The following is a 2,076-nucleotide window of genomic DNA, read 5'->3' on the forward strand; positions in this document are numbered from 1 at the left end:
GGCCGCACCCTGCTGGTGACGGTCATGCACCCCTTGGAGGGCAGCAACGCGGGCGAGGGCCTCGCCGAACGGGCCGGCGCCCATGGCGCGCTGCGCCTGCGCGACCGGGCCGGGCGGCTGCTCAACGAACGCGTGGACCGCGTCATGCTCCGCGAACGCGAGCGGCGCCTCGCCCCGCTCGACGCCCTCGACGTCCATCCCGAACCTCAGGCCGAACTCATCGCCGCGCTGTCGGTACTGCAGAAGGAGAGGTGACCGATGACCGCCGTCACTGACCAGGACCACACGGATCGCACCGACCACATGGGGCGTATGGAGCACGGCAGAAACGACTACACCGTTCACATGCAGCAGGGCAGGAACGAATACCTCGGTCACATGCCGCACGACGGCAACAGCACCGGTCCGCTGGACGACAGTGCCTTCCCGGGTACGGACGCCGTCGACCTCGGCAAGCGTGACGACGTTCCCGGCGGCCGGGAGCCGAGCCTCGTGGCGGACGCCACGGCCGCCGGCTTCACCACGGACTCCGGCGCCGAGGACCGGACCGGACACGCGCGCGTGGACGAAGAGGACGACACGGGCGACGGGGGCTACGACGGCCACGTAGGCACGGCCGGCGTGCCGCACCGCGGTGGCGCGGAGGAGAGGGCGGTCGACGAGCGGCACGCGCGCGTGGGCGACGAAAACGCCCATGACGCGGGTGGCGAGGACACCGGCGCCGAGAACGTGAACAGGGACGGGAGGATGGACCGGGGTCGGGACGGGGATGAGGACAGGGACGGCGGTTCGGACGGACGCAGGGGCCAGGACGCGGCGCCGGATCGGCCCGCGAGGGCCACGGCGGCCGCGACGTCCGAGGCTCCCGAGGCGAGCGCCGACGCCGGCAGACCCTCGCGGCCCAAGTCGCCGAACCCCCGCCCCGCACCGGAGCCGGCGGACCCCCGCCCCGCCCCGGATGCGACGGACGACCCCGAGGCCGACTCCTCCGAAGCCTGGGACGACGGGCTGATCGCCCGGCGGATCACGGAGGCCAACGCCGCCGCGCTCGCCGCCGAACGCGCCTCCGCCCTGGAGACCACCAGCCGTGGCCCGAGCGGCCACCTCCCCGCCCCGCTGGCCTACGACGGCCCGCTACGCTCCCGTCTGGAGGCCCTGCGCGAACTCGTCGGCCTCTCCCGCACCCGCCTGGACAGCCAGACCCTCGCCGAGGCGGGCCGCGTCCTGGACGAGGCGGCCGCCCGCCGCAGGCTCTCCGGCCGGCACACGGTCGTCGCCATCGCGGGCGCGACCGGCAGCGGCAAGTCGCAGCTCTTCAACGCGCTCGCCGGAGTGGCCATTTCGGAGACCGGCGTACGGCGTCCGACCACCGCCTCGCCCATCGCGTGCAGCTGGAGCGACGGCGCGGCCGGCCTCATCGACCGGCTCGGCATCCCGGGCCGGCTGCGCCGCCGTCCGCTGCACACCTCGGAGGGCGACTCGCACCTGCGCGGGCTGGTCCTGATCGACCTGCCCGACCACGACTCCGCCGCCGTGCAGCACCGCGAACAGGTCGACCGGATCCTGAAGCTGGTCGACGCGGTGATCTGGGTGGTCGACCCCGAGAAGTACGCCGACGCGGTCCTGCACGAGCGCTATCTGCGGCCCCTGTCCGGGCACGCCGAGGTCATGTTCGTCGTCCTCAACCAGATCGACCGGCTGCCGGGCGACGCCGCCGACCAGGTCCTGGACGACCTGCGGCGGCTGCTGGACGAGGACGGCGTCGCGCTCGGCGAGTACGACGAACCGGGCGCGACCGTGCTCGCGCTGTCCGCGCTCACCGGCGAGGGCGTCGGCGACCTGCGCGAGGCGCTCGACCAGTTCGTGGCGGAACGCGGCGCGGCGGCCCGCCGGGTGTCCGCCGACCTGGACGGCGTAGACGTCCTCCGCGGTGGCCGTGGCGGGCAGGACGTGGACCTCGATGCCGCGCTCGGCCATCCGGTGCGGGGTCATGCCCTTGATGCCGAGGTCGACGGCCGCGACGGTGAACCGCTTGGTGCCGATCGCCGGGACGACGTAGGTCTCCTTGGTGGCGAC

General features: G+C 74.2%; 3 pseudogenes. 2 read left to right on the forward strand and 1 reads right to left on the reverse strand.

What is annotated here, in order from left to right:
- A pseudogene (locus ACWEN3_RS45785) lies at positions 1-255 on the forward strand (hypothetical protein); the annotation flags it as partial.
- Between the two features lie 3 nt (positions 256-258).
- Positions 259-1,911: pseudogene (locus tag ACWEN3_RS45790) on the forward strand (GTPase); the annotation flags it as partial.
- Here the strand turns inward: ACWEN3_RS45790 and ACWEN3_RS45795 are convergent.
- Positions 1,897-2,076 (reverse strand): annotated as a pseudogene (locus ACWEN3_RS45795) (carbamoyl phosphate synthase small subunit); the annotation flags it as partial. The pseudogenes ACWEN3_RS45790 and ACWEN3_RS45795 sit on opposite strands and share 15 nt — an antisense overlap.

The organism is Streptomyces sp. NPDC004561, from assembly GCF_053602155.1.